Here is a 25631-nt window from a genome sequence, read left to right as displayed (position 1 = left end):
GTTCAGAGAGGCAGATACTGCTGGTGACTCACGCGAAGAAGGTCCTCGTCCTCGGTCTGGATTGCGCCACGCCGCAGCTCGTGTTCGACCGCTGGCGCGATCGGCTTCCCACGCTCGGCAAGCTCATGCGCGAGGGCGTCTGGGGCGAACTCCGAAGCTGCGATCCACCGATCACCGTGCCCGCATGGTCTTCGATGATGACGAGCAAGAGCCCCGGCCGGCTCGGTTTCTATGGGTTCCGTAATCGCACCGACCACTCCTACAAGGGCCTGGCCCTCGCGAACTCGCTCGCCGTGAAGGAGCCGACGGTGTGGGATCACTGCTCGACGGCCGGGCGGCCCGTTGTCCTGATCGGTGTCCCCCAGACCTACCCGCCAAAGCCCGTTCACGGCCACATGGTGACGTGCTTCCTGACACCGAGCGACCAGGTCCAGTACACGTATCCCGCCTCGTTCAAGAGCGAGGTCGAGGGGCTAGTCGGCACGTACCGTTTCGATGTCGAGGGCTTCCGGAGCGACGACAAGCCGAACATCCTCCGCCAGATCTACGACATGACGGAGAAGAGGTTCCGACTCGCGCGTCACGCGCTCCGCACGAAACCTTGGGACTTCTTCATGATGGTCGAGATGGGCATCGACCGCATCCACCACGGCTTCTGGAAGTACATGGACCCCGACCATCCCAAGCACGTGCCGGGCAACCCGCTCGAGCACGCCATCCGTGACTACTACGTGTATCTCGACAGTCAGATCGCCGAGCTCCTCGCGCTGCTGGACGAGGACACCGCCGTGCTCGTGGTCTCCGACCACGGTGCGAAGGGCATGGCGGGCGGCATCTGTCTCAACGAGTGGCTTATCCGGGAGGGGTACCTCGTGCTCCGCGACCGTCCGGCCCAGCCGGCGCCGCTCAAGCCCGAGATGGTCGACTGGCCGCGGACCACCGCGTGGGGCGAGGGCGGCTATTACGGCCGGCTCTCGCTCAACGTGCGGGGGCGCGAGCCCGAGGGGCTCGTCCCGCCCGAGCGCTACGAGGCGGTCAGGGACGAGCTGCGCGCGAGACTCGGGGCGATTCCCGATCACCTGGGCCGGCCGCTCGAGACCCGCGTCGTGCGGCCGGAGGACGTGTACGCCGAGGTCAACGGCATCGCGCCGGACCTCATGATCTACTTCGACGATCTCCGCTGGCGCTCGGTGGGCAGCGTCGGGATCGGGCGGGTTCACACGTTCGACAACGACACCGGGCCCGACGACGCCAACCACGCGCAGCACGGCATCTTCATCCTCTGGAATGCCAACGGCCGGCAGGGGGGAAGGCGGATGGACGGACGCCAACTCATGGACGTCGCACCGACGCTGCTGACGCTGATGGGGCTCGAGGTGCCCGGAGAGATGGAAGGCGGGGTCTTCACGGGATGAGCCGCGGAGCCACTGTCGGGCAGTGAAGTCGCGAGCCACCGAGTTCCTTGTCTGTCCCCGTTGCACCGGCCAGCTCGACCTGGCCGAGGCGACGACGAACGGAACCGAGATCATGGATGGCATGCTCACGTGCCCGCCGTGTGACGCCCGGTATCCCATCCGCGGTGGTGTTCCCCGATTCGTCCAGAACGGCCGCTATGCGGAGAGCTTCGGCTACGAATGGAGCCTATTCAAGGCCGTCCAGCTCGACGCCGCTAACCGCACCTCGGAGTCGGAGGACGCGTTCCGCGAGCAGACCGGCTGGACGCGGCCCGACATCGAGGGCGCGCTGGTGCTGGATGCCGGTGTCGGCGCTGGAAGATACGCGGATGTGGTATCGCACTGGGGCGGCGAGGTCGTCGGCGTGGACCTTACGAGCGCGGTGGACAGCGCGTTCGAGAACGTCGGCCGCCGGGAGCGCGTTCACCTCGTCCAGGCGGACCTGTTCGCGATGCCGTTCCGCCCTGGGACGTTCCAGGTCGCCTTTTCAATCGGTGTCCTGCACCATACGCCCGATCCCGCGTTGGCCTTCAACAAGGTCGCCCAGACGATCAGGCGGGGCGGGCAGATGGCGATCTATGTGTACCCCGCGATCGGCCTGGCGCGCCACTCCTCGGACGTCATCCGGCGCGTGGCGACGCGGCTTCCGTTGCCCGTCATGTACTGGATGTCGGCGCTCGCGATACCCCTCTATTACCCCTATCGTCTGCCGGTCCTGGGCCGGGTCCTGCAGACGCTCCTGCCGGTCAGCCCGCATCCGAACTGGCGGTGGCGCTGGCTGAACACCTTCGACTGGTACACGCCGAAGTACCAGTTCAAGCTCACGTATCCCGAAGTCTTCCGCTGGTTCAAGACTGCCGGGTTCGTCGACATCGACGTTCTCGAGATCGCGATCTGCATGCGGGGGGTCAAGGCCTAGCGCCATGAACACATGGCTGCTTCCCCTCGCTGCCGCCGGCTTGCGCCCGCTGTCGCGCTGCGCGGGCTCCATCGCCGCGCAGGCTCCATGATGTGGCCCGGCAAGCACGTCGGCCGGTGGCTCGCTCCGTGCCTGCTCCAGGCGGTCACCCGCCGACCGCCCCGACCTCGAGATGGTCGCGCTGTCCACGTGCTCTTCTGCTTCGTCGATCACTTCGAGCCGACCCGACCGGAGCAGGTGGAGGCCTGGCTCGAGCGCTATCCAAAGCTAACCGCGCGCCACAGGGACTCTGACGGGGTGCCGCCCCAGCACACGTGGTTCTTCCCGGGCGAGCAATACCGGGCGGAGTATCTCGAGGCTCTGACGACGTTCGCCCGGCAGGGGCTCGGCGAGGTGGAGCTGCACCTGCATCACCACTACGACACCTCGGCGACGCTACGGGAGCGCATCCAGACGGCGGTCGAGAACTTCGGCAGACACGGGGCGCTCGTCACCCGCGGCGAGCCCGGCCTGGTCACCTACGGCTTCATCCACGGGAACATGGCGCTCGACAACTCCATGGGGGATCCGCGCTGGTGCGGCGTCGACAACGAGCTGGACGTCCTCCGGGAGACCGGGTGCTTCGCGGATTTCAGCATGCCGACGGCACCTGCGGTGAGCCAGACCCGCACGATCAATGCCATCTACTACGCCGTCGACGATCCCACGGCGCCCAGGTCACACGACCGGGGCGTGAGAGCCCGCGTAGGCATGACCGACCGGGAGGGCCTCCTGATCATCCAGGGACCACTAGCGCTCGACTGGCGGCGGAGAAGGTTCGGTCTCCTGCCCGGCGTCGACAACGCCGAAATCATGAGGCGCTACCCCGGCACGCCGGAGCGCGTGCGGCGCTGGGTCCGCCAGCACGTGCACGTGGCCGGGCGGCCGGAGTGGATCGTCGTGAAGGTCTCGTGTCACGGCGCCGAGGAGCGGCATTTCGGCGCGCTGCTCGGCGATGACGCCGAGCAGCTCCACGCCCACATCGAGGCGCGATTCCGCGACCGGCCAGGCTACCGCCTCCACTACGTCACCGCCCGCGAGCTCTACAACGTCGTCAAGGCGGCCGAGGCAGGCCACGACGGCGACCCGGGCCGGTTCAGGGACTTCCGGATCCCGCCGTACCTGAACCGCGAGGCGGTCGTGGTGCCAGGGCACGGTCATGACCGGTAGCGCTCCCGCCGCCGCGCACGCCGTCCGGGCGCCGGTGTCCCCGCAGACCGGCGGGGAGTTCGCCTTCCGCTGCCTGATGTTCTTCACCTTCGTCCTGCTCGTCACCCCGCAGGCCATCGTTCCCCAACTGGGGGAGCTGCGGCTGGCGTGGGTGTCCGGCGCGCTCGCGATCGTCTCCTACCGCGGCAATCGAGGGCCGCGGCAGCCGATCACGATCGTCACGCCGGAGATCCGCCTGGTGCTGTGGCTCGTCGCCCTGGCCGTGCTGTCGGTCCCCCTCTCCACGTGGCCGGGTGGCAGCCTCGCTCACGTCCTGGACAAGTACTCGAAGTCGGTGATCATCTTCCTGCTCTTGGCCAACACCCTCACCACGCCGTCGCGGCTCGGCCGGATCCTCCGGCTCATGATCGGCTGCTCGGTCGTCATCTCGATCACCGGCATCTACGCGTTCCTGTCCGGCCAGTTCCTGGAGGGCACGACCCGCATCGTCGGCTACACCTCTGGCCTCACCATGAACCCGAACGACTTCGCGCTGACGCTCAACCTGCTGCTGCCGCTCGCCCTCGGCCTCTTCCTGTGGTCGCGCTCGGTGGTCGCCCGGATCGTCCTGCTGCCGACGATGCTGCTGATGCTGTTCGGGATCATGGTCAGCTTCTCTCGCGCCGGGTTCCTCGATCTGGCGGCGATGGCGCTCGTGGCGACGGCGCGGCTCGTGAAGAGGGCGGGCGTCGGCGCAATGTTCGCGGTTGCCGCCGTCGCCGGCGTCGTGTTCGCCATCGCGCCCGCCGGGTACGCGAGCCGGATCTACGCGATCTTCGACGCGAGCGCCGACCTCAGCGGCTCGTCGACAGCGCGCTGGGAGGGGATGCAGAACGCGTTCCTGCTGATGTTCCAGCACCCTCTCCTCGGCGTCGGCGTCGGGATGAACGAGGTGGCCCTCGCGGAAGGGGGTTTCGGCTGGTCGCCCGTCCACGACATGTACCTGCAGGTCGGCTCCGAGTTGGGCGTCGCTGGCTTCGTCGTCTTCGTGCTCCTGTGCTGGAAGGTGGTGACCGGCCTCCGGCGCGCGCTCCGCGAGCTCGCCGGGATCCCCGAGGCGCGGGCGCTCGTCGGCCTCGGGTTGGGCATCGAGCTGTCCCTCTACGGCTTCCTCGTCGGTGGCATCTTCGCCCCGGTCGCCTACAACTTCTACCTCTACTACGTCGCCGGCTTCGCGGTGGCGTTCCAGCGCATCGCCCGGCGCGTCGTCGCGGCGACGGCGGCATCGGTATGAGCCGAGGCGCGTCGATCCGGGAGATGGTCCGGCACTGGGCCGTCTATAGCGCGGGGGCAATGGCCAGCCGCGTCGTCGGCTTCCTGTTGGTGCCCGTGTACACGCGCTACCTGACACCGGCGGACTACGGGGTCCTCGAGATGGTGACGACCACCATCCACCTCGTGGGCATCTTCGTGGGCTTTGGAATGAGCACGGCCGTCATCCGCCATTACCGGGACGAAGCCGGCGAGGCGCATCCCGAGGTCATCAGCACGGGCCTGTTCTTCTCCGCGGGGGTGACCGCGCTCGGCGCCGGCCTCGCCTTCACGGCGGCGGGACCGCTGGCGGCACTGACGTTCGGCAGCGGGGAGTTCGCGCACTACGTCAGGCTCGGCCTGGTCGGGCTCTTCCTGTCGAACTGCCTGGAGATCCCCCTGGCGTACTTCCGTGCCGTGAAGGCCCCTGCGGTCGTGGTGAAGGCTTCCCTCGTCGAGCTGGTCCTCACGGTCGTCTTGAACGTGGTGTTCATCGTCGGGCTCGGATGGGGCGTCGACGGTGTCCTCTGGGGCAACATCATCATCCGGGGGCTGCTCTTTGCCGTGCTCGGGGGCCGCACACTGCGCGCCGTCGGCGCCACCCTCGCGAGGGACGCTCTCGCCCGACTGGTACGTTATGGGGCGCCAACGCTGCCGGCGCTGGCGGGCTGGTTCGTCGTCAACCTCGCCGACCGGCTGTTCGTGGCGTGGTACGGCTCGCTCGCCGACGTTGGCATCTACTCGCTCGCCAGCCGTTTCGGGACCGTCATCCTGCTCCTTGTCGTCCAGCCACTGCGCCAGGTGTGGGAGCCGCTGCAGTTCGAGGTGGGCCGCGACGCACGCGCCGCCCGGCTCTTCCCGCGGATGTTCGAGGCGGTCGTCATCGTGCTGGTGCTCGCGGGCTTCACGCTCTGCCTCTTCGTCGGCGACGCGATCCGCGTGCTCACGCCTCCGGCGTTCTGGCCCGCCGCCGACATCGTTCCCCTCCTGGTGCTGTGCTACGTCCTCGCCGGCGTCGTCGAGCCGTTCAAGACAGCGATCCTCGTGACGAACCGAACCTGGCTCATGGGTCTGATCGCGGCCGCGCTCTGCGGACTGAACGTCGGCGCGAACCTCCTCCTCGTGCCGCGGCTCGGCGCCTCTGGCGCCGCGCTCGCCCGCGCGGCCACCGCCGCCGTCGAGGTGATCATGACCTACTGGGTATCGCAGCGCGTCCACAGGATCGACTTCAAGGCCCGGCGCCCACTGCGGCTCCTGGTGTACGCGGCTGCACTGCTCGTGGTCGCGCAGTGGGTTCCCAGGGAGCCCGCCATCGTCTCCCTGGCGCTCCGGATGGCGTTGCTCGCGGCCCTCGGTTTACTCGCGCTCCGCTCTCTCTCGCTTCCCGGCGGGTACGGGGACCGGATCGCGGCGCTCCGAGCGAGCATCGCCGGCCTGCGCGGGGCGTCGCGGGCCGCTACGCGAGGCGTGCCCGTCGTCGAGGGCCGCGCACTGGCTGCGGGGGCAGCGGAGGACCACTAGCCGTGCATTGGACAGACACCTGGTACGGTTACCTGGTGGCCAACTACGATCACACGGTGTTCGCGCGGGGCGCGCGCGTGCTGGATCTCGGCCTCGGCTCGGGCGACCAGATGCGGGCGCTGCGAACCCGGGGATGTTGGACGGTCGGCGTGGACATAGACCGGCGGGCGGTCGCGGCCGCCGCCGCCGCCGGCCTCGGCGCACTGGTCGCCCGCGGCGAGGAGCTCCCCTTCCGGACGGGCGCCTTCGACGGTGTCGTCAGCAAGGTAGTGCTCCCGTACACCGACGAGGCCCGGGCCGTAGCCGAGATCGCGCGCGTCCTGCGACCAGGCGGCGAGTGCGAGCTGTCGGTGCATGGGGCGGGGTACTACCTGGCGTACCTGGTCACGTCACCTTCACTTCGGCGGCGGATCTACGCGCTCCGCACTCTGCTCAACACCTGGCTGTACGCGTTGACGGGCACGCGCCGCGTGGGGGACACTATCTACCAGACACTGCCGCGCCTCCGGCGGTACTTCGCGTGCCAGGGCCTCGCCGTGGCCCGCGCGGTGCACGGGCCCCCGTTCCTGGGCGTGCCCGTGTTCGTGCACGTGCGGCTCCGGCGAACCTGATCATGTGCGGGATCTTCGGCGTCCTCATGGCCGACCGTACGCGCACACCCGACGCCGCCGTGCTCCGCGCGATGGGCGACGTCATCCGTCACCGCGGTCCCGACGACGAGGGCTTCTTCGTCAGCCGTGGCATCGGGCTCGGCATGCGGCGCCTCAGCATCATCGACCTCAAGACGGGCCACCAGCCGATCGGAAGCGAGGACGGCCGCCTGCAGGTGGTGTTCAACGGCGAGATCTACAACTACCGCCAGCTGACCCACGAGCTGCTCGACCGCGGCCACAGCTTCGCGACGACGTCGGACACGGAGGTCCTCGTCCACCTCTTCGAGGATCGCGGACGGCACTGTGTCGAGCGGCTTCGTGGGATGTTCGCCTTCGCGCTGTGGGATGCGCGGGCCGGACGCTTGGTCCTCGCCCGCGACCGCCTCGGGATCAAGCCCCTCTACTACGCCGAGACGCCCGCCGGCCTCGTGTTCGGCTCCGAGCTGAAGTCCATCCTCCGCGTTCCGGGCTTCGAGCGGACGGTCGACGTCGAGGCGCTCTGCGCCTACCTGCGCTACGGCTACGTGCCCGACCCGCTCTCGATCTTCCGGCGTGTCAGGAAGCTGCCGCCTGGCCACGTGCTCGTGGCGGCGCCGGGGACCGCGCCGGAGGTCCACGCTTACTGGGACCCGGTGCCGTTCTTCGAGGCCTCACGTCAAGCGCCTGGAGCCTGGCGGCCCGAAGAGCTGCGCGAGCGCCTGGCCGACAGCGTGCGGAGCCATCTCGTCAGCGACGTGCCTCTTGGCGCCTTCCTCTCGGGCGGCATCGACTCGAGCGCCGTCGTCGCGCTGATGGCCGCCGAGCTGGGCCGGTCCGTCAAGACCTTCTCGATCGGCTTCGCGGAACCGTCATTCAACGAGCTTCCGTGGGCTCGTCTCGTCTCGGCGCGCTTCGCCACCGAGCATCACGAGCTCGTCGTCGAGCCGCAGAGCCTCGACCTGCTGGCGCGCATCGTCGAGCACTTCGACGAGCCGTTCGCCGACCCCTCCGCCATCCCGACCTACTTCGTCTCGCGGCTCGCCCGCGAGCACGTCAAGGTCGTGCTCTCGGGTGACGGCGGCGACGAGCTGTTCGCGGGCTACGACCGCTACGTTGTTGATCGCCGCCGTCGCGGCTGGGATGCCCTCTCCCGCGTTGGCGCGGGCAGCCTCGTGCGGCGGCTGAGCGATACCCTCCCCGAGGGGACGCGCGGCAAGAACTACCTCTTTAACGTCTCGCTGCCGCGGACCGAGCGCTACCTGGACAGCGTGTCCCATTTCCGTCCGGCGGCCGTGCGCCGGCTCGTGTCGACGGACGTCCTCGGCGGGCTCCCCGAGGTCGAGGACGCGCTCGCGCCCCACGTCGCGCGCGGCGCCACCCTCGGCTTCCCGTCGCGCCTGCAGTATCTCGATCTCAAGAGCTACCTTCCCGGAGACATCCTCACCAAGGTCGACCGGATGAGCATGGCGCATTCGATCGAGGCTCGCGTGCCCCTGCTCGACCACGAGCTGGTCGAGTTCGCGGCGGCACTGCCTCCGGGCCAGCGCCTGCGCGGGACCGCGACGAAGTACCTCCTGAAGCGTGCCCTCACCGATCTCGTGCCCCGCGAGGTGCTGTTCCGCAGCAAGCAGGGGTTCGCCGTGCCGATCGCCGCGTGGTTCCGCGATGGGCTCGGCGGCTACCTTCACGACCACCTTCTCGCCGACGGCGCGCTCGCGCACGGTCTCCTCCGCCGTCCCGCGGTGGAGTCGCTGTTCGCGCTCTACCGTGAGACCGCGCGGCCCGAGTACCTGCAGCGGCTCTGGTGCCTGCTCGTCTTCGAGCTGTGGCACCGCGCCTTCGTGGCGACGCGACCCTAGCATGCGGGTGGTCCACGTCATTGACAACCTAGCGCCGGGGGGGACCGAGAAGCAGTGTCTGGAGCTGGCGCGGGGGCTGGTCGCCCTCGGCGCGGACAGCCGTGTCCTGTACCTACAGGGGGGACCGTTGCTAGCTGAGCTCGAGGCCTCGGGCCTGGCCGCCCATGCCGTGCCGGTCGGGAGCTTTCGGTCCCCCCGATTCCCGCGGAATCTCGCGCGCCTGGCCGGCGCGATCCGCCATCTCGGTCCCGACGTCGTCCAGACGTACGGCTTCTACAGCAACCTGCCCGGACTCCTGGCCGCATGGCTCGCCCGCGTGCCGGTGCGCGTCGGCGGCCGGCGCGACCTCGGTGCGCACCTGCGTCCCGTGCAGCGGCGTGCCGACCGCGCGGGCTGGCGGCTCGCGGACCGCGTCGTGGTCAACTCCGAGTCCGTCCGGCGGGACCTCGTCGTGCACGGGGTGACGCCCGCGAAGCTCGTCGTCGTGCGGAACGGGGTGAATCTCGCCCTCTGGCCGGCGCCCGTACCACCCGCCGTCGAGGGTGACGCCACCGTCGGGATGGTGGCGCACTTCCGCGAGCAGAAGGATCACGTGACGTTCCTGCGCGCGGCGGCCGAGGTGATCCGGCGCGTCCCAGCGATCCGCTTCGTCCTGGTCGGCTCCGGCCCCCTGGAGGCGGCGATGCGGAAGCGCGCGCGCGAGATGGGGATCGCCGACCGCGTGGAGTTCCTCGGGCGCCTCGAGGGCGAGGCGCTGCGGGCCGCGGTCAGGCGGCTGCGGGTGTCCGTCCTCACGTCGAAGAACAACGAGGGACTGCCGAACGCGGTGCTCGAGTCCATGGCGGCAGGACTGCCGGTCGTCGCCACGCCGATCGGGGGGACGCCCGAGGTGGTCGAGGACGGCCTGACGGGGTTCCTCGTCCCGCCGGGCGACCCGGCCGCGCTCGCCGAGCGCATCGTGCTTCTCCTCAAGGATCCGTCAATGGCGCGGGCCATGGGGGAGAAGGGACGGCGGCGGATCGCGCGTGAGTTCCCCGTCCAGCGAATGGTCAGCGAGTTCCACGTGCTCTACCAGCAGCTTCTCCAGCGAAAGCGGGGTTGAACGGCGCATGGCGAACGGTACCCACGGAGCATCCAGGCCGGACGTCGTCCTCCTGACGATCGACTGCCTCCGGGCCGACCGGCTCGGCTCGGCCGGCTACCGCCGGCCGACGACCCCGAACCTCGATCGGCTGGCCGGGCGCGCGCTGAGCCTGCGCCAGGCCATCTCCTGCGGCCCGGACACGCAGGCGTCCTTCCCGGCGATCCACACCTCGAGCTATCCGCTGATGTACTGTGACCCTCAGGGCTACGACTGGGTGTCGGCCCGGCGCACGACGCTGGCCGAGGTGCTCTCGCGGGCGGGCTACGCGACGTGCGGCATCACCGCCAACCCGTTCCTGTCCCGGGTCTTCGGCTACGACCGCGGCTTCGATCGGTTCGTGGACTTCCAGGCGGCGGCCGGTGCGGGCCCCGAGGAACGCTTGGTCGGCTCGATCAAGCGTGTCGTGTCCCCGAAGAGGTTCGGGTACGCCTACCTCCGCCGGCTCCGCCACATGGTCCAGGTGTTCGGCGGGCGGCGACCCTATCAACCGGCCGACCTCCTGATCGCGCGCGCGCTGGAATGGATGAGGGCCGCGCCCCGCCCGTTCTTCCTCTGGATCCACTTCATGGACCTCCACTACCCCCAGCTCCCGCGGCCCGCGTCGCTCCGGCGATTCCGCCCGGACGGGCTCCGCCGAACGGCGCACGTGGCGCTGCTCTCGCGGTTGCTCGACCGGAGCACGGAGCTGGGCCCTGCGGATGCCGAGCTCGTGTCCAACCTGTACGACGCGCAGATCCATTTCATTGACCAGCAGCTCGAGCCGCTCCTCAGCGCGCTTGGACGGTCGCGCGCGGTCGTCGCCGTCACGTCGGATCACGGCGAGCTGCTCGGTGAGAAGGGGCGCTTCGGCCACGGGTTCACGGACCTGCCGGAGGCGCTGCTGCGCGTGCCGATGCTCCTCGCCCATCCCGATCACAAGACGGCCCGCGAGTCGGCCTCGCTCGTGAGCCTCCTCGACCTCGCGCCGACGCTCGCCTCACTGGCAGGCGCCGCGCCGCCCGACAACTGGCACGGGGTGAGCTTCGCCAGGCTCCTCGGGGACCCGGCCGCGACGGTGCGGACCGACGCCATCGCCCAGCGGGGGCTCTCGAGAAGTTTCGTCTGCGCGCGGCGAAACACGCGATGGAAGTTCGTGGCCAACTACGACGCCGGCGCGCGCGCGCTTTACGACATCGTCGTGGACCCGGCAGAGGCCCGCAACCTCGTGGAGGAGCGGCCGGACGTCGCCAGGGAGCACGAGCTCGAGCTGCGGGCGCATTTCCAGCAGCACGGCGAGCTGTACGCGCTGCGGCTCGAGCAGCGGGGCGACCTCGAGACGCGCCTCAAGACGGGACTGGAGACCCGCGGGTACACGGAGGAGGAGGAGCGCCGGATGCTCGAGCACCTGAGTGACCTCGGCTATGTCGACTAGGGCGCCGATGTCCACCAGCGACGTGGCGCAATGGGCGCCGGAACGGGCGGCGGATCGTGCCGCTGCCCCGGCCGCGACCCCTGCGGTGGTGCTCGCCGGCTACTATCCGCCGCCGTTCGGCGGCGAGTCGGTTCACGTCAGCAGCCTGGTGCACTGCCTCCGCGACGCTGGGTTCCGCGTGGAAGTCCTCAACCTCAGACGCGGGGCACCGCCGAGCCCGGAGTACCGCACGACGTCCGTGCCGTTCGACCTCCTGCGCGCGCTCGCCGCGTGCCTAGATCGCGGCACCGTCCTCCACCTGCACACCAACGGTCACAGCGCCCGGAGCTGGGGGGTCGTCCTGCTGGCCGCATGCGCGGTCCGCGCCAGGCGCGCCACCGGAATCCTGACGCTCCACTCCGGCATGGCGCCCGATTACCTTGCCGGGCTCGGTGCCGCCGGCCGCGCCGCCGCTCGCGTCGCCGCCGGCGCCTTCGCCGAGATCGTCTGTGTCAACGAAAGGATCCGGGAGGCGCTGTCCGCCCTCGGCGTGGACGCCGCGCGCCTGTCGGTGATCCCGGCCTACCTCGGACTCGACGATCCCGCGCCCCTCTCCGCCGAGGACCGCGAGCGCGTCGCGGGCTGTGCGCCGCTCGTCGTCACGGCTGGCGGCCCCGACCCAGAATACGGCTTGCCGGTGCTCGTGCAGGCGCTGCCGGCGCTCCGGTCCGGGTTCCCGCGGCTGGGCTGCGTGGTGGTGGGCTCCGGCGGCAACGAGGACCTCACGCGGCTTGTCGATCGGCTCGGTCTCCGCGACTGCGTGCACTGCGTCGGCGAGGTGGCGCGCGAGCGCTACCTGGCGCTCCTGGCCCGCGCCGACGTATTCGTGCGACCCACCTACGCCGACGGCGACGCGCTCTCGGTCCGCGAGGCGCTCGCCCTCGGCGTCCCTGTCCTGGCCAGCGACACCGACTGCCGGCCCCCGGGCGTCACGCTCTTCCGCCGGGGTGCCGCCGCCGACCTCGCCGCCAAGCTCTCCTCCATGCTCGCCGGCAGCGCGCGAGGTGCGCCCCGTTCAGCGGCGGCGCCCCCGGCAGCCGCGGCCAAGCTGCTCGCCCTCTACGCGCGGCTCGGACGCAGCGGGCCGTCAAGGAGAGGCTCCGCATGAGGATCCTGGGGATCAACGACGGACACAACGCCGCCGCCTGTGTGTACGAGGACGGCCAGGTGCTCGCGGCCATCCAGGAGGAGCGCCTGCGCCGGGTGAAGAACTGGGCGGGCATGCCCACCGAGGCGATCGCCACCGTGCTCCGCGTCGCCGGGCTCTCGGCCGGCGACATCGACCGCGTGGCGATGAACGGCCACCACGCGGCGTTCCCGATGACGCGCGAGCAGCTCATGGAGGACTACCGGACGATCAACGATCCGGGCGTCACCCTGCGGCGCTCGCTGCAGCGGACGGTCCGGGCGGCCGTGCGCCCGACGCCGCTGTTCCGCCTTCACCGCGAGCGCCGCCAGCGCGCGCGTGTGCGACCGCTGGTCGAGATGGGCGTCTCGCCGTCTCGCATCGTGTTCGTCGAGCACCACACCGCTCACGCCGCGGCCGCGTACTACGGCTGGGGCAGGTTCGATGAGGACATCCTCGTCCTCACGTGCGACGGCGCCGGCGACGGCGTGTGCGCGACCGTGAGCATCGGCCGCAACGGCCGCCTCGAGCGACTCTGCCACGTCCCGCAGTCCGAGTCCCTCGGCAACGTGTACGCCATGATCACGTTCCTGCTGGGCATGGTGCCGCTCGAGCACGAGTACAAGCTCATGGGCCTCGCCCCCTACGCCGATTCGCAGGGCACGGAGCGCGTCTTCGAGGAGCTCAGGGCCCTGGTCCGGTTCCGTCCGGCCGAGCCGCTGACCTGGGAGCGCGTCGGCGCCTGCCCCGAGACCTACTGCTCCTATCGCTTCTTCAAGAGGCTCCTCGAGCGCAGACGGTTCGACTGGGTGGCGGGCGGGGTCCAGAAGTTCGTCGAGGTGGTGCTCGCGGAGTGGGTGCGACGCTGCGTGACGCAGACCAGCATCCGCCGCGTGGCGCTGGGCGGCGGCATCTTCATGAACGTGAAGGCGAACAAGGTCATCATGGACCTCCCCGAGGTCGAGGAGTTGTTCGTCTACCCGTCCTGCGGTGACGAGACGAACGCCATCGGCGCGGCCTACTCCACCTACGCGGACACGGCCGGGGTCGCGAAGATCGCGCCTCTCCGCGACGTCTACTGGGGCCCGCGGTTCACGGACGAGGAGGTCGGGCAGATCCTGCGGCGGCACCACTTCGCGCACCCGGTCCGCTTCGAGCGGGTGACGCCGATAGAGCCGCTGGTGGCCCGCCTGCTCGCGGCCGGCACGGTGGTGGCACGCTTCAAGGGGCGCGAGGAGTTCGGGGCGCGCGCACTCGGCAACCGCTCGATCCTCGCCAACCCCTCCGACCCCGCCCTGGTGCGGGTCATCAACGAGGCGATCAAGGCGCGCGACTTCTGGATGCCCTTCTGCCCCTCGATCCTGGGCGACCGGACCGCCGACTACCTCGTCAACCCGAAGGGGGTGCGCTCGCCGTACATGATCCTGTCATTCGACACCACGGCGCGCTGGAAGAACATCGCGGCGGCGGTACACCCCTTCGACCACACAGCCCGCCCCCAGGAGGTGTACCGGGAGTGGAACCCGGCGTACCACGCGCTGCTCGGGGAGTTCGAGCGGCTGACGGGCGTGGGCGCACTCCTCAACACCTCCTTCAACCTCCACGGCTACCCGGTCGTGAGCCGCCCCGAAGACGCGCTCGACGTCCTCGACCGCTCCGGTCTCACGCACCTCGCCATCGAGAACTGGCTGGTGGAGAAGCGGTGACGGCGCCATCCCGAACGACGCAGCGTCCCGCCCGTGCGGCGTTCCGGTGGGCGGCCGACGCGCTCCGGCGCGAGCTCGTCGCCTTTCGCTTCGACTATCCCGTCGAGGTCGTCCCGGGCGCTGCGCACGCCGGCTCGCTCCACTACCACGTGCGCAGCGCCGGCCTCTTCGCCGACGCCATGCAGCTCGACTCGGCCGGCGTTCCCCTCCACCGCGCCCGGACCTTCACGACGTACAACGCCGCATACGTCGCGTGGTATGGCCTCGCCCGCCTCGACCGCTTCCTTGCCGGCCACGAGCCCGATGGACGGGAGGCGTTCCTCCGGCAGGTGCGATGGCTGGCCGCCCACGCCGTCCGACGCGACGACGGCGCGGTCATGTGGCCGCTCACGATCGACTGGCAGGAGGGCGCCTGCCGGCTGGTGCCCCCGTGGATCTCCGCGATGTCCCAGGGGCTGGCGATCAGCGCGCTCGTGCGCGCGCACCGGCTCAGCGGCGATCCCCTCCTCCTCACCGTCGCGCGGGATGCCAGCGCCGTCTTCGACAAGAGCGTCGAGGACGGTGGGCTCCGCACCCTCGTGGCCGGCCACGCGCTCTACGAGGAGTATCCCGCCTATCCGCTGCCGCGCGTCCTCGACGGCTTCCTGTTCGGGCTGCTCGGCCTGTACGACCTCTCGGTGTCCGGCGACGCCCGCGCTGGCCAGCTCTTCGCCGACGGCGTCGCCGGGCTCGTCCGCACGGTACCGTTCTGGGACTACCGCGGCGCGTGGAGCTGGTACGGCGCCCACGGCTACCTGTGCCCGCCCCACTACCACCGGCTCAACACCGCCCTGCTCGCCGTGGTCGGAGCGCTCGCGGGCGAGTCTGCGCTCCTGCGGCGGGCGCGGGCGTGGGGGGCGGCGCCCCGGTCAGCCCGCGAGCGCGCGGAGATCTTCCTGGTGTTCGTGCTCACCAAGAACTGGGCGCGGCTGCGCTTCGCCTGGCAGAGGACGCGGGGACGATGAAGACCCGCACGCTCCGGATCACCGTCTGCCCCGCGTGCTTGGGCCCCCTCCGGCTGGCCGCCAGCGAGGTGGTGGAGGATGAGATCCGTGCGGGAACGCTGACGTGCGCCCGCTGTGGGGCCGTCTTCCTCATCGTGCGCGGCGTCCCGCGCTTCGTCACCCAGCTCGGCGACCGTCAGCAGATCGCCGAGAGCTTCGGCTTTCAGTGGCACGTCCGCGGGCAGGGGCGGTTCGAGACCGGCACGCTCTACGGCCTGTCCGAGGACGACGAGCGCGACGGCTTCTTCCACGCCCTCGACCGCGGCCCCCTCGACCTCGAGGGCAAGACGATCCTCGAGGCGGGCTGCGGTGACGGCTTCCTCCTCCGCATCCTGTCGAAGCTCCCCGTCGACATCGTCGGCATCGACATCAACACGTCCATCGATCGGACTGCGGATGCCTGTCGTGGCTTCGCCAACGTCTCGGTCCTCCAAGCGGACCTCCTCCGGGCGCCCTTCGCCCCGGGGACCTTCGACATCGTCTGGTCGGAGGGGGTGATCGTCTGCACGGCCGACCCGCGCGAGGCGTTCGGGTCACTCGCGAGCCTCGTGAAGCCTGGCGGGACGCTGTACGTCTGGGTTTATCCGTCCGAGCGGCTCAGCGTCTACCAGCGGATGCGGGACCTGCTCGTCGCCCCCTATCGACTGCCGAGGCCGGTCCTCCTCTACCTCTGTTATCTGCTTGCCGTGCCAATCTACCTCCTCGCCCGGCCGTACGCGGCTTGGCAGCGGCGGCGGGGTGTGCCCGTCGACGCCAAGCCCTCGATCGGGAGCGTGGCTTTCAGCCTCTTCGACAACCTCTCGCCGCGCTACCAGTCGCGGCACACCACCGCCGAGGTGCGGGGCTGGTTCGAGGCGTTTGGCTTCGCCGACGTGAAGCAGACCGGACTCATCGGCATGACCGGGAGGAAGGCGGGCTAGCGATGTGCGGGATCTGCGGCGTCGTGCGGCTGCGAACGCCCGAGCAGGTGGACGTGACGCTGCTCAGGCGGATGCGGGACGCGATGCGTCACCGCGGCCCCGACGACGAGGGCCTGTTCGTCGACGACAACGTGGGGCTCGGCCACCGCCGGCTGGCCATCATCGACCTTGCGAGCGGCCACCAGCCGATGGCGAGCGACGACGGCCGCGTGCGCATCGTCTACAACGGAGAGATTTACAACTTTGACAACGTCCGGGCCGAGCTCGAAGCCCACGGGTGGACGTTCAGGACAAAGTCGGACACCGAGGTCATTCTCCGCGCCTACGAGGCGTTCGGACCCGCGTGCGTCGAGCGGCTGCGCGGCATGTTCGCCTTCGCCATCTGGGACGCGGGCCGGCGTCGCCTCCTCCTGGCGCGTGACCGTCTCGGCATCAAGCCGCTCTACTACACGTTCGCCGGTGCGAGCCTGCTCTTCGCCTCGGAGATCAAGGCCCTGCTCCACTGGCCCGGCGTCGCGCGCGAGCTTGATCCGGCCGCCCTCGGCCAGTACTTGCGGCTCCGCTACGTTCCCGCGCCCCGTACGATGTTCCGCGGCATCTCCAAGCTGCCGCCGGGTCACGTGTTGCTGGTCGAGAGGGGGGCGGTGACGGTGCGGCGGTACTGGGACTTGCCCCTCGACGTGGAGCCCGTCGACGAGCCTGGGGCGGCCGAGGAGCTCCGGGACCTCCTGGCGGAGTGCGTCCGGGCGCATCTCGTGAGCGACGTTCCACTCGGCGCCTTCCTGAGCGGCGGCATCGACTCGACGGCGGTGACGGGCATCATGGCGGGGCTCCTGCCCGACGCGGTCCGGACCTTCACGGTCGGCTACCCTGACGGCACCGGGAGCGACGAGACCGCGTATGCGCGCCTCGCGGCGGAACGCTTTCACACCGAGCATCGGGAGCTCATCCTCGACCGCGCGCGGTTCTGGGAGTTCCTCCCGCGGCTCGTGTGGTTCCTCGACGAGCCCGTGGCGGATCCGGCCGCCGTGCCGCTCCATTTCCTCTCGCGGTTCGCGCGCGACTTCGTCACCGTGGCGATATCGGGCGAAGGTGCCGACGAGGCGCTCGGCGGCTATGCGATCTACGCGACAATGCTGCGCCTCGAGCCGCTGCGTCGCCTGCCGGGGATCGGGCTGCTGCGGCCGCTCGCCCGGGGCCGCAGGTTCGCGCGTTACCTGGAGCGCGCCGCCCATCCGATCGAGCGGAGCTATCGCGGCGTCTCGGCGGTGTTCGGCGAGGGCGAGGGCGAGCGCATGCTTGTCCCGGGCCTGACGGCGCCCGACGATGAGTTCGCCGCCGCCTGCTTCGACCGCACACGACACCTCGACCCTCTGCGCCGCATGCTCTACTTCGACCTGAAGGTGTGGCTGCCCGACGATCTCCTCGTGAAGGCCGACAAGATGACGATGGCGTCGTCGCTGGAGCTGCGGGTGCCGTTCCTCGACCACCGACTGGTCGAGTGGGCGTGGCGGGTGCCATCGCACCTCAAGGTTCAGGGTGGCAGGGGCAAGCGCGTGCTGGGAGAGGCGATGCGAGGGCTCGTGCCGCGCGAGATCGTCGAGCGCCCGAAGCAGGGCTTCACGATCCCCGTGCGGGAGTGGTTCCGCACGGGGCTCGGTGAGGCGGCGCGCGAGCTCTTCGCCGGTTGCCCCCTCCTGGACCGCGGCACGGTCGAGGGCCTGATCGCGCGCCATGCGCGGGGGCGGGAGGACCTGAGCGAGCCCCTGTTCACCCTCGCCGTCCTGGCCGCCTGGCACCGAGTCTTCATCGAGGCCCGGGCGACCGAGGCCCCCGCCGTTCCCGGGAGCCGCCAAGATGCTTGAGGGCCGCTCCATCATCTGCTTCGCGCACGACTGGAGCGGCGACCCCACGAGCAAGACGCACATCATGCGTATCCTCGCCGAGAGGAACCGCATCCTGTGGGTGAACTCCATCGGGATGCGTCGCCCGGCGCCTTCCGGGCGCGACCTCCGCCGCCTCGGGACGAAGCTCAGGCGCGGGCTCGAGGGGTGCATGCGCGTCGGCGAGCACCTGCACGCGTGGAGCCCGCTCGTGCTGCCCCTGCCCGGTGTCGCGGGGATCGATCGCCTCAACACGCTGATCCTGACGATGTCCCTCCGCTCGCTCGCCCGGCGGCTCGGGCTCGTCGAACCGATTCTCTGGACCTTCCTGCCCAACGTCAACCGCCTGGTTGGACGGCTCGGCGAGCGCCTGGTGATCTACCACTGTGTCGACGAGTACACGGCCTTCTCGGGCGTGCCGCGCGAGGCCCTCGCGCGCATGGAGCGCGACCTCCTCGCGAAGGCGGACCTCGTCTTCACGTCGTCCGAGCAGCTCTGCCGCGAGCGGCAGCGCCACAACCCGCGGACCTTCTTCGTCTCGCACGGCGTGGAGGTCGATCACTTCGCGCGCGCCCTGGAACCCGCGACCGTCGTGCCCGACGACGTCAAGGGCCTGCCGCCGCCGGTGGTCGGCTTCTTCGGCCTGATTGCAGACTGGGTGGATCTCGCACTGATCCGCGAGCTGGCGCTAGCCCGCCCGCAGTGGTCCTTCGTGCTCGTCGGCAAGGCGACCACCGCCCTCGATCCCGTTGCGGGACTCCTGAACGTCCACGTGCTCGGCCAGAAGCCGTACGCGGCGCTCCCCGGCTACTGCAAGGGCTTCGACGTCGGCCTCGTGCCCTTCCGGATCAACGAGCTCACGCTCAAGGCCAACCCGCTCAAGCTGCGTGAGTACCTCGCCGCCGGACTCCCGGTGGTGGCGACGGACCTGCCCGAGGTCAACCGCTACCGGGGCGTCGTGCGCGTGGCGTCGGATGCGGCCGGCTTCCTGGCCGGCATCGAGGCCGCCTGCGCCGACCGCTCGCCGGTCACCGACCGCCGGCGTGTCGACGCGATGGCGCGCGAGAGCTGGCACGCGCGCGTCGAGGAGCTCTCCCGGCTCATCGAGTCCGCAGAACGCCCCCGATGCTGATTCTCGCTCCGCTGCTCTGTACGGCGACTGATCGTCGCCCACGACGAGGAGCGCGTCATAGCGTGCAGGCTCAAGCCGGAGATCGAGGAGCTAGGTGGAACACAAAGATTATGAAGCCCTGAAGCGGAAGATCGTCCCCGGGCTGCGCTTCAACCAGGCGATCTACGAAGAGGTCGTGACCGAGCACGTCACCGAGCAGACGGTGTGGCTCGATGCTGGCTGTGGCTGGCATGTCTTTCCGGCCTGGCGTGCCGAGACGGAGAAGGAAGTCGCGATGGGGGCGCGCCTCGCGATCGGCTGCGATGTCGACCTGGCGTCTCTGCGCCAGCACCGCACCCTCTCCCGCCTGGTCCTGGCGAGTCTCGAGGCCCTACCGTTCCGATCGGAGTCCGTGAGCCTGATTACCTGCAACATGGTGGCCGAGCACCTCGATCGCCCGCTCGAGGTCTTCGCGGAGTTCGCGCGCATTCTCCCCCCCGGCGGGCGCGTGATCGTGCATACGCCGAATATCTACTCGCTGTTCGTCATCGCCTCGCGCTTGATGCCCCGCTCCCTCAAGCTCCGTCTCGTCGAGCGGCTGGACGGCCGCTCGGCGGGGGATGTCTTCCCCACCAGATACCGCGCGAACACGCCGAGAACGCTCCGGTGCCTGATGGCGCGCGTCGGTCTCGAGCAGGAGCGATGCTCGATGCTCACGAGTGACGCGGCGCTCGCCACCGCCCACCCGCTGCTCGCGGCCGCGAACCTCCTCTACATCCGGCTCACGCTTACCCGGGCACTCAGATACCTGCGCTCGACGATGCTCGGGTGCTTCGTGAAGCCCGCGCGGAGAGCCGCGTGAATGGCAACGGCCGCGTGTACGCGCAGCAGGCCGTCGCGCCGCTCGCGACGCCAGACTGGGACGCTGTCGCCCGCGGCTATCGCAGCAAGTACCTCTTCCACGAGCGCTGCTGGCTCCGCTTCCTCGAGCAGTCCCAGCGCGCAACGGTGCGCGCCCGGAAGCTCCTGGGCGACGACGGTAGCGCCCTCGGCTACCTCTGCGCGGCCGAGGTCCGCAAGGGGCCCTTCCGCCTGCTCGGGAGCCCGCTCCAGGGCTGGACAACCAACTTCATGGGGCCCCTGGTGGACGACGTTGACGTCGAGAGCCTGCTCGCGGCGCTCGACCGCTGCTGCCGGGACCTCGGGGTCGATTACTTCGAGCTGTCCAACCCGGCCCTGCCGGCCGCAGCGATGCGGGCGGCCGGCTACGAGCTCGACGCCGACATGACGTTCCTCGTGCCCATCGACGACGAGGAGGCGATGTGGGGGCGGCTCAAGAGCGAATGCCGCAACCGCGTCCGTCGGGGCACGAAGAACGGGCTGTGCGTGGAGCCCACGACCGACCCGGCGTTCGTGGGGGAGTACTATGCGCAGCTCCAAGACGTGTTCCTCCGCCAGGGCCGCGTGCCGACCTACGGGCGGGAACGGGTCCAGGCGCTCTGGGACTGCCTGATGCCGGAGGGCAAGCTGCTCGCCCTGCGGGTCCGTCACGGCGAGCGGCTCGTCGCGACGGGTCTCTTCCCCCACGACGAGCGGGCGATCTACTTCTGGGGTGGCGCAGCCTGGACGCGCGATTACTCGCTCTACCCGAACGAGCTGCTCCACTGGACGGCTATGCGCGTCGCCCTCGAGCGGGGTATCCCCCAGTACAACATGTGCGGCGGCGGTAGCTTCAAGCCGAAGTTCGGCGGCATGCCGGTCGTCACCGAGCGGTGGTTCAAGGCGCTCTCGCCACTCGCCCGCGTCGGGCGCCTGGCTCTCAAGCACTACATGAGTGCTCGGCAACGCGCGTTGGGACGGCTTCGCCTGACGCTGGCCGGCCGGCACGCGGCGGCCCCGGGCCAGCCATGAACCGGCGGCGGTTCCCGGGCGGCAAGCGCTTCGCCTTCACGGTGTTCGACGACTGCGACAACGCCACGGTGGCGAACACGCGGCCGTTCTACCGCCTGCTCGAGCACCTCGGGATGCGGACGACGAAGACGGTGTGGAGCCTCGGGGCCGAGGACGTGCACCCGAACTGGGTCGGCTCCAGCACCCTCGAGGACCCGGAGTACCGCGACTTCGCGCGCGAGCTCCAGGCACACGGCTTCGAGATCGCGTCGCACGGCGTGTCCATGATGAGCGCGACGCGGTCCCGGACGCTGCGTGGAATCGAGCTCTTCGCGGGGACGTTCGGCCACCCCCCGCGCACCCACGCAAACCACGGCGACAATCGCGACAACCTCTACTGGCTCGACGGCCGGTTCCGGTCGCGCCTCCTCGGACTGCTGTACCGGTATCGCGCCGTGCGGAACGGCCAGTCGAGCGAGGGGCACGTGCCCCGCTCACCGTACTTCTGGGGTGACCTGGGCCACAAGCACATCGACTACGTCCGCGGGTTCACGTTCCCGGCAACCGACCTGCTGTCCGTGCATCCCCGTCCCCTCTACGCGGACGCCGCGACGCCCTTCGTCAACTTCTGGTTCTCGGCGTGTCATGCCCCGAGCGTCGCCGCGTTCAACGCGCTCCTCAGGCCGGAGCGGCAGGAGCGGCTCGTCCGTGCGGGCGGCATCTCGATCGTCGCGACCCACGTCGCCGCCGGGTTCGTCGAGCACGGCGAGGTGAGGAGCGACACGCGCGCCCTGCTCGAGGCGCTCGCCGCTCGCGACGGCTGGTTCGTCCCCGTGGCGACGCTGCTCGACCACCTGCGTGCCGGGGGCCTGGGCGGGCCGCTGCCCGCCGCGGAGCGGCGTCGTGTCGAGCTGCGATGGCTGTTCAGCGCCGCTCGCCGCGGCGCGGGGAGCTGAGAGGAGGGACCGCCATGGAGGAGCGGACGGCACCGCCAGCGCGGGAAGCGGCGATGCTTCTCGAGATCGAGCGTGCGAGCGCCCAGAACCAGGACGCGCTGGCCGGGCTGTTCGACGTGGTGCCTCCGCTCGCCGTGGCGGCGGCCGAGCTGACGCGCTTCCACCGGGCGCTGGCAAGGCAGTGCGCGGCGGGGATTGCCACGATCACACTCTTGGGCTTCCACGACGGAAGACCGGTCGGCTACACGTTCGCGCTCACCGACCGGTCGCGGTTCTTCCTGGCGCTCGCCCGGCGCCATCCGTGGCTCTTCCTCAGGCACCTCGGCGGTCACACGATCCGCGCGATCGCGGGAAGGCTGTTCGCGCGCGCGCGCCACACGACGAACATGCCGCTCCTGTCGGCGTCCATGCCGGAGCGCGCAGTGTACATGCAGACGACGGGGACGCGCCCCGATCTGAGGGGACTCGGGATCGGAAGCCGCCTCAAAGCGGCGATGGTCGAGACGGCGAAGGCTGAGCGCTACACTATGCTCTACAGCCAGATGCAGCCGGAGAAGGGCGCGTGGGCCAGAGCCGCCAACCGCGACGGCTGGCGCATGGAGCGCCAGCCGGACGGAACGTTCATGGGGGTGTACGTGATCAGGCGGGAGGGTGAGTCATGAGCCTCGCTCGTGCGCTCCTCGGATTCGTGATGCTCGGGCTGGCGTTCGCGACCACCCCAGGCGCGGCCCCGCCGGCGACGGTACAGATCACGCTGGCCTCGCACGCGGTCAGTGGAACGATCGCCCTCGCAGTGGCCGTGACCGGTCCGGACCGCCCCGTGGCCGTCCAGTACCTCCTCGATGGCTATCCGATCGAGGCGCCCGCCACTACGGGGCCGGCGTACGAGGCGCCCTGGAGCACCGCGCTCGCGTCCCCGGGATGGCACCTGCTGTCCGCGGAGGCGCGGTTCGGCTCCGGCACTACTGTCACGTCCGCCCCGGCCCAGGTCATGGTCGAGCGTCCGCCGGCGGCCCGCACGCTCCACGTCGATGCCGAGAAGGGGCACGACAGCGACCCGGGAACCCCGAATCGGCCGTGGAAGACGCTCGACCGCATGACACGAGCGCTCCAGCCCGGTGACACGGCTGTGCTCCGAGGCACCTTTGCCGACCAGTGGCTCCGCATCCTCCGGGGCGGCACCGCGGACAGGCCGATCACGATCCGGGCGGTGCAGGACGGGGCCGCCCGGATCACGGGCGGGAGGTACGGCGCGGGGATCGTCCTCGAACGTGGCGCGGCCTACGTGGTGATCGAGGGGCTCGGAGTGAGCCACGCCGGCATCGGGCTCCAGCTCTCCGGGGTGCATCACGTGGCGCTCAGGAATCTCGACGTCACGGACAACGCCAAGGGCTGCGTCCTGTTCCTCCACGTCGACGACAGCGTGCTCGAGCGGAGCCACATCGCGCGCTGCGGAGACGTCTCCCGGAACGCCGGCGAAGGCGTGCAGATCACGGTCGGGAGGCGCAACCGCGTCGTTCACAACCACGTCGCGGACGGCGGTCACTCGGCCGTCATCCTCCTCGGGACCCCGAACATCGACGGCGAGACAGTCGACACCGTGGTCGCCCACAACGTCATCGCCAATTCGTGGGCGACCGGCTTCGGCATGACGGGCTGGAAGGTCGAGCGCGCGCTCGTGGAGCACAACGTAATCCGCGACTCCGGGACGGCGGGGCTGGTCAATTGCCGGCTCCCTGACGGTAGCCGCGGTCCCTGCCCCGGCGGTGGGCCGGCAGTGCGGCCGGGAATCCAGACGCAGGGAAGCACGAGCGTCATCCGCTACAACGTCATCGCGAATAACAGCGGAAGCGGCATCGAGATCGGCGCCTATCCCTACGGGAACGTGAAGCAGGAGCCACGCGGTAACCAGGTCTACAACAACACCTTCTACGGCAACGGCGGCGCGGGCCTCTACGTGTTCGAGAAGCGCGGGGCACGGGTCACCGAGACCCTGATCGCCAACAACATCTTCTACCGGAATGGGGGCGCCCCCCCGGGCCCCGCCGGGGGCTCGTACACGTGGCTCATCGATCAGTACCACACCCCGGCCGAGTACTTCTGGCCGGAGGGCAGTCTCAACGGCAACCGGATCACGAACAACCTCGTCCTGCGCGAGCCTGGCAGAACCGGGGAGCTTGCCGTCGGACGAACGCGATCCGCCGAGCTACGCGGCGGGTGGCTCAGCTACACCCTCCGTGACTTCGAGCGCCGATACGGGGAGGCGACCGGGAACTTCAAAGCGGACCCGGGCTTCGTGGACGAGGCCGGGGGAAACTTCCACCTGAGGCCGGACAGTCCGGCCCTCGGTCGCGCCATCGAGGTTCCGGGCGCGCCCGGCTCCGGGGCGTTCGTCGGCGCGCTGGGCGTCGAGCCGACGGGTAGGTAGGCGACCGTGACGGCGGCCTCCTGGGGCGACTGGCTGCACCGGATCCGGTCTCGCGAGATCGAGCTGATCTTCGCCCGGTGTCCAGAGGCAGCCTTCGGCAAGGGTCTCGAGCTGGGGGCGGGCGACGGATTTCAGAGCCGGCTCTTGTCGAGCTACGTCAAGGACCTCGTCTGCACCGATTTCAGCGAGTCGATCCTCGCCGCCGGCGACCACCCGGCGTCCGTGGCCTTCGCCGTTTGCGACGCCGAGCGGGTGGACGAGGTCTTCGCCGCCGCCACCTTCGACCTCGTGTACTCGTCGAATCTGCTCGAGCACCTGCCGCGCCCCGACGCCGCGCTCCGGGGCATGCACCGAGTGCTCAAGCGCGAGGGCCTCGCGATCCACGTGGTCCCGAATCCGGTGTGGAAGCTCTCGCAGCTCGTGTTCTTCTACCCCGACCTCGCCGTGAGGATCAGCCGGCGTCTGCTGACGACGCTGGGGCTGCCGCCGGCGCGCCGGCGGCCCGCGTCGGCGCCCGACCCGGCGAGGCGCGGGGGCGTCGCCATCGAGAACAATCCGAAAGCGTCGCGGCGCCCCGAACGCCACTTCTGGCCTACGCCCCACGGGGCGTACGAATCGAACCTCGTCGAGCTCTACGCGTACAGCCGCCGGCGGTGGCTCGGGACGTTCGCCGACGCCGGGTTCCGGGTCCTGCGCGTGTTGCGAGGCCCCGCAGCCTCGGGATACGGATTTGGCCTGGAACGGGCGAGGCGCGTGCTGGAGCGTGCGGGCGTGTCGACCGAATCCGTGTACGTTGCGGCCAAGGACGGGCATGAGTCTCCGTTAGCCCGGTTCTTCTGAGGTGCAGCGGTCCCGCTCGGCACCCTGTCGGCAGCCGGGGCCTCGCCGGGCGCCCCCATTCGGTGTTCGCCTTGGACATGACACCCCTCGTCATCGCCGAAGGCAGGAGACCCAGTAACCAGCCGGGAAGAGCCGTTGCCCTGATTGCCGACGCCTCGATCTGGCAGCACCACCTCGGAATGACTGCGGCCAGCGCGGACGACAGGGATGCGGCCGTGGTCGGTGCGCTAGCCGAAGAGCCCAAGCCCGC

Annotated in this window: 21 protein-coding genes; all 21 read left to right on the top strand. The window is 70.2% G+C overall.

Going from position 1 to position 25631, the window contains the following annotated elements; translation table 11 throughout:
* Nucleotides 1-23 precede the first annotated feature (23 nt).
* The 21 genes from HYV93_01890 (at nucleotide 24) to HYV93_01790 (ending at nucleotide 25381) form a co-directional block, all read left to right on the top strand.
* Entirely contained in the window at nucleotides 24-1415 is a 1392-nt protein-coding gene (locus tag HYV93_01890; protein ID MBI2524710.1) for an alkaline phosphatase family protein, read from the top strand.
* A 22-nt stretch (nucleotides 1416-1437) separates the two neighbouring features.
* Nucleotides 1438-2373: a methyltransferase domain-containing protein gene (locus tag HYV93_01885; protein ID MBI2524709.1), complete on the top strand. Its 936-nt coding sequence runs from the start codon at nucleotides 1438-1440 to the stop codon at nucleotides 2371-2373.
* Nucleotides 2374-2460: 87 nt separating this feature from the next.
* Nucleotides 2461-3582 (top strand): hypothetical protein, encoded by a 1122-nt coding sequence (locus HYV93_01880; GenBank protein ID MBI2524708.1) that lies wholly within the window; start codon nucleotides 2461-2463, stop codon nucleotides 3580-3582.
* Complete coding sequence (locus HYV93_01875) at nucleotides 3572-4855, top strand: O-antigen ligase family protein (GenBank protein ID MBI2524707.1); 1284 nt, start codon at nucleotides 3572-3574, stop codon at nucleotides 4853-4855. The genes HYV93_01880 and HYV93_01875 overlap by 11 nt, the downstream gene beginning before the upstream one ends.
* A complete protein-coding gene (locus tag HYV93_01870) occupies nucleotides 4852-6393 on the top strand; it encodes an oligosaccharide flippase family protein (protein MBI2524706.1) in 1542 nt (513 codons plus the stop codon). Before HYV93_01875 ends, HYV93_01870 begins: the two co-directional genes overlap by 4 nt.
* Nucleotides 6394-6395: 2 nt before the next feature.
* Nucleotides 6396-7004 carry a class I SAM-dependent methyltransferase gene (locus tag HYV93_01865; GenBank protein ID MBI2524705.1) on the top strand — a complete coding sequence of 203 codons (609 nt, stop codon included), beginning with the start codon at nucleotides 6396-6398 and terminating at the stop codon, nucleotides 7002-7004.
* A 2-nt stretch (nucleotides 7005-7006) separates the two neighbouring features.
* Nucleotides 7007-8884, top strand: coding sequence for an asparagine synthase (glutamine-hydrolyzing) (asnB, locus tag HYV93_01860; GenBank protein ID MBI2524704.1), 1878 nt, complete (start codon nucleotides 7007-7009; stop codon nucleotides 8882-8884).
* Nucleotide 8885: 1 nt separating this feature from the next.
* On the top strand, nucleotides 8886-9986 hold the full coding sequence (locus tag HYV93_01855; protein ID MBI2524703.1) for a glycosyltransferase: 1101 nt from the start codon (nucleotides 8886-8888) through the stop codon (nucleotides 9984-9986).
* A 7-nt stretch (nucleotides 9987-9993) separates the two neighbouring features.
* Nucleotides 9994-11439: a sulfatase gene (locus HYV93_01850; protein MBI2524702.1), complete on the top strand. Its 1446-nt coding sequence runs from the start codon at nucleotides 9994-9996 to the stop codon at nucleotides 11437-11439.
* Between the two features lie 7 nt (nucleotides 11440-11446).
* Nucleotides 11447-12586, top strand: a complete 1140-nt coding sequence (locus HYV93_01845; protein MBI2524701.1) for a glycosyltransferase — start codon at nucleotides 11447-11449, stop codon at nucleotides 12584-12586.
* On the top strand, nucleotides 12583-14310 hold the full coding sequence (locus HYV93_01840) for a hypothetical protein (GenBank protein MBI2524700.1): 1728 nt from the start codon (nucleotides 12583-12585) through the stop codon (nucleotides 14308-14310). The genes HYV93_01845 and HYV93_01840 overlap by 4 nt, the downstream gene beginning before the upstream one ends.
* Nucleotides 14307-15314: a hypothetical protein gene (locus tag HYV93_01835; protein MBI2524699.1), complete on the top strand. Its 1008-nt coding sequence runs from the start codon at nucleotides 14307-14309 to the stop codon at nucleotides 15312-15314. The genes HYV93_01840 and HYV93_01835 overlap by 4 nt, the downstream gene beginning before the upstream one ends.
* Nucleotides 15311-16273: a methyltransferase domain-containing protein gene (locus HYV93_01830; protein ID MBI2524698.1), complete on the top strand. Its 963-nt coding sequence runs from the start codon at nucleotides 15311-15313 to the stop codon at nucleotides 16271-16273. The genes HYV93_01835 and HYV93_01830 overlap by 4 nt, the downstream gene beginning before the upstream one ends.
* 2 nt (nucleotides 16274-16275) lie before the next feature.
* Complete coding sequence (asnB, locus tag HYV93_01825) at nucleotides 16276-18138, top strand: asparagine synthase (glutamine-hydrolyzing) (protein ID MBI2524697.1); 1863 nt, start codon at nucleotides 16276-16278, stop codon at nucleotides 18136-18138.
* Nucleotides 18131-19288, top strand: a complete 1158-nt coding sequence (locus tag HYV93_01820; GenBank protein MBI2524696.1) for a glycosyltransferase — start codon at nucleotides 18131-18133, stop codon at nucleotides 19286-19288. The genes asnB (HYV93_01825) and HYV93_01820 overlap by 8 nt, the downstream gene beginning before the upstream one ends.
* A gap of 94 nt (nucleotides 19289-19382) precedes the next feature.
* The gene (locus HYV93_01815) at nucleotides 19383-20129 is read left to right on the top strand and encodes a class I SAM-dependent methyltransferase (protein MBI2524695.1); all 747 of its coding nucleotides are present in this window, start codon (nucleotides 19383-19385) and stop codon (nucleotides 20127-20129) included.
* A complete protein-coding gene (locus HYV93_01810) occupies nucleotides 20096-21178 on the top strand; it encodes a GNAT family N-acetyltransferase (protein MBI2524694.1) in 1083 nt (360 codons plus the stop codon). Before HYV93_01815 ends, HYV93_01810 begins: the two co-directional genes overlap by 34 nt.
* Nucleotides 21175-22113, top strand: a complete 939-nt coding sequence (locus HYV93_01805; protein MBI2524693.1) for a hypothetical protein — start codon at nucleotides 21175-21177, stop codon at nucleotides 22111-22113. Before HYV93_01810 ends, HYV93_01805 begins: the two co-directional genes overlap by 4 nt.
* Before the next feature lie 14 nt (nucleotides 22114-22127).
* Nucleotides 22128-22775 (top strand): hypothetical protein, encoded by a 648-nt coding sequence (locus tag HYV93_01800; GenBank protein MBI2524692.1) that lies wholly within the window; start codon nucleotides 22128-22130, stop codon nucleotides 22773-22775.
* Nucleotides 22772-24541 (top strand): right-handed parallel beta-helix repeat-containing protein, encoded by a 1770-nt coding sequence (locus HYV93_01795; protein ID MBI2524691.1) that lies wholly within the window; start codon nucleotides 22772-22774, stop codon nucleotides 24539-24541. The genes HYV93_01800 and HYV93_01795 overlap by 4 nt, the downstream gene beginning before the upstream one ends.
* Before the next feature lie 6 nt (nucleotides 24542-24547).
* Nucleotides 24548-25381: a class I SAM-dependent methyltransferase gene (locus HYV93_01790; protein MBI2524690.1), complete on the top strand. Its 834-nt coding sequence runs from the start codon at nucleotides 24548-24550 to the stop codon at nucleotides 25379-25381.
* Nucleotides 25382-25631: the final 250 nt, after the last annotated feature.

The organism is Candidatus Rokuibacteriota bacterium (assembly GCA_016188005.1).
Taxonomy (GTDB): domain Bacteria; phylum Methylomirabilota; class Methylomirabilia; order Rokubacteriales; family CSP1-6; genus UBA12499.
Note: the sequence above shows the minus strand (reverse complement) of the source record. Positions and strands in the feature narration are given on the sequence as shown.

Coding starts and splice junctions, on each gene's coding strand:
- HYV93_01880 (MBI2524708.1), top strand. CDS start 2,461: ATGATGTGGCCCGGCAAGCACGTCGGCCGGTGGCTCGCTCCGTGCCTG.
- HYV93_01875 (MBI2524707.1), top strand. CDS start 3,572: ATGACCGGTAGCGCTCCCGCCGCCGCGCACGCCGTCCGGGCGCCGGTG.
- HYV93_01870 (MBI2524706.1), top strand. CDS start 4,852: ATGAGCCGAGGCGCGTCGATCCGGGAGATGGTCCGGCACTGGGCCGTC.
- asnB (MBI2524704.1), top strand. CDS start 7,007: ATGTGCGGGATCTTCGGCGTCCTCATGGCCGACCGTACGCGCACACCC.
- HYV93_01855 (MBI2524703.1), top strand. CDS start 8,886: ATGCGGGTGGTCCACGTCATTGACAACCTAGCGCCGGGGGGGACCGAG.
- HYV93_01850 (MBI2524702.1), top strand. CDS start 9,994: ATGGCGAACGGTACCCACGGAGCATCCAGGCCGGACGTCGTCCTCCTG.
- HYV93_01845 (MBI2524701.1), top strand. CDS start 11,447: ATGTCCACCAGCGACGTGGCGCAATGGGCGCCGGAACGGGCGGCGGAT.
- HYV93_01840 (MBI2524700.1), top strand. CDS start 12,583: ATGAGGATCCTGGGGATCAACGACGGACACAACGCCGCCGCCTGTGTG.
- HYV93_01830 (MBI2524698.1), top strand. CDS start 15,311: ATGAAGACCCGCACGCTCCGGATCACCGTCTGCCCCGCGTGCTTGGGC.
- asnB (MBI2524697.1), top strand. CDS start 16,276: ATGTGCGGGATCTGCGGCGTCGTGCGGCTGCGAACGCCCGAGCAGGTG.
- HYV93_01820 (MBI2524696.1), top strand. CDS start 18,131: ATGCTTGAGGGCCGCTCCATCATCTGCTTCGCGCACGACTGGAGCGGC.
- HYV93_01805 (MBI2524693.1), top strand. CDS start 21,175: ATGAACCGGCGGCGGTTCCCGGGCGGCAAGCGCTTCGCCTTCACGGTG.
- HYV93_01800 (MBI2524692.1), top strand. CDS start 22,128: ATGGAGGAGCGGACGGCACCGCCAGCGCGGGAAGCGGCGATGCTTCTC.
- HYV93_01795 (MBI2524691.1), top strand. CDS start 22,772: ATGAGCCTCGCTCGTGCGCTCCTCGGATTCGTGATGCTCGGGCTGGCG.